The organism is Sphaerospermopsis kisseleviana CS-549, from assembly GCF_028329225.1.
Taxonomy (GTDB): domain Bacteria; phylum Cyanobacteriota; class Cyanobacteriia; order Cyanobacteriales; family Nostocaceae; genus Sphaerospermopsis; species Sphaerospermopsis kisseleviana.
The window spans coordinates 1-2010 of the sequence record NZ_JAQMTI010000140.1; the positions used below are offsets into that span (position 1 = coordinate 1).

Here is a 2010-nt window from a genome sequence, read left to right on the forward strand (position 1 = left end):
AGTCCCCAGTCCCCAGTCACCAGTCCCCAGTCCCCAATCACCAATCACCAATCACCAATTCCCTTGTAAAATATGACAGTTGTATTATATGCCCGAATGTGATTGAGCGTTATACTTTGCCCGAAATGGGCAATCTGTGGAATGAAAACTATAAGTTACAAACCTGGCTACAGGTAGAAATTGCTGTTTGTGAAGCTCAGGCAGAACTAGGTTATATTCCTAAAGAAGCAGTAGCAGAAATTAAAGCCAAGGCGAATTTTGACCCCAAGCGGGTGTTAGAAATTGAGGCGGAAGTTCGCCATGATATGATTGCTTTCTTGACAAATGTCAATGAATATGTTGGTGATGCTGGACGTTATATTCACCTGGGTTTAACCAGTTCCGATGTACTGGATACGGCATTAGCACTACAATTAGTTGCTAGTTTGGATATCTTGTTACAACGATTAGAAGATTTAATTGGGGCAATTCGCAACAAGGCCAGAGAACACCGTTATACTGTGATGATTGGGCGATCGCATGGTATCCACGCTGAACCTATCACGTTTGGTTTTAAGTTAGCTGGTTGGTTAGCGGAAGTATTGCGACATCAAGAACGTTTGCAAGTCCTGAAAAAAAATGTCGCTGTTGGTAAAATATCCGGGGCGGTGGGAACTTATGCAAATATTGAACCCCGTGTAGAAGCGATCGCTTGTCAAAAACTCGGACTTAAACCCGATACCGCTTCCACTCAAGTTATTTCCCGTGATCTTCATGCCGACTTTGTGCAACAATTAGCTTTACTGGCGGCATCTATAGAACGCTTTGCCGTAGAAATTCGCAACTTGCAAAAAACCGACGTTTTAGAAGTTGAAGAATACTTCTCCAAAGGTCAAAAAGGCTCTAGTGCCATGCCTCACAAACGCAACCCCATCCGCTCAGAAAGACTGACAGGAATGGCGCGACTGGTAAGAAGTCATGCAGGAGCAGCTTTAGAAGACGTAGCTTTATGGCATGAACGAGATATTTCTCACAGTTCCGTCGAACGGGTAATTTTACCAGATGCTTGCATTTTAACACACTTTATGCTCCATGAGATCACCGACTTGGTGACAAATTTGCTGGTATATCCCCAGAACATGGAACGCAACCTTAACTGCTATGGTGGAGTCGTCTTTAGTCAAAAGGTTCTCTTAACCTTAGTAGATAAAGGACTTAGCCGGGAAGAAGCTTATAGCATAGTTCAGCAAAATGCCCATACTGCTTGGAATAAACCAGAAGGTAATTTCCGTAATTTGATTAGTAAAGACCCCCGTGTAACTGCAAACTTGTCAGCAGCAGAAATAGATGCTTGTTTTGATCCACAAAACCATCTGAGACATTTAGATCAAGTTTATCAAAGACTGGGAATTTAAAATTCAGGAATCAGGAGTCAAAACTAGAAGTGAGAAACTGTTCCCGGATCTACCTGTGGAAATATGAACTTTTCACATCTTAATTGCTTCTGACTCCTGTATTTTTGACAATTTGGTACAGGTTCTGATCCTTCATAACGGAAAAATCGTCAATCCAAAATCGATTGACTCCTGAACTCCTAACCCTCACGAAAAGACTTTTTCAGCAAATCCTACTTGCATGATACTTGTATATTAAGATAACTTGAATCCATAAAATTACTGATTTAGTGAAGAATCTGCTAATTGATGTGCAAAAATTTTCAATTTAAATTCCTATATATCTACCCAAACATCTGAACTATAGATTACAACTTTGTATATAGCATTTACCAAGTTAGTGAGCAAGTCCTAAGTTGACAATTTCATAGACAAAACTATACTTATATTGACAAAAATCAATATATTTTTAGGAAAAAATCAACTACTTGATATACAATACGGTGATATCAAGTATTGAATTGAGACTATTGCCGACGCGAAAACCAAGCAATGATGGTGGTAGTCTTTTTCAGAAACTTAATTGGAACACAATCGCGTCTGGCTAAGGCGTGAAAGTCTACTGAGGGATAACTGC

At 40.0% G+C, this 2010-nt stretch carries 1 protein-coding gene; it reads left to right on the forward strand.

Annotated features, from left to right (window positions below):
• Positions 1-98 precede the first annotated feature (98 nt).
• Positions 99-1394 carry an adenylosuccinate lyase gene (gene purB, locus PN497_RS11615; protein WP_096567980.1) on the forward strand — a complete coding sequence of 432 codons (1296 nt, stop codon included), beginning with the start codon at positions 99-101 and terminating at the stop codon, positions 1392-1394.
• Positions 1395-2010 lie beyond the last annotated feature (616 nt).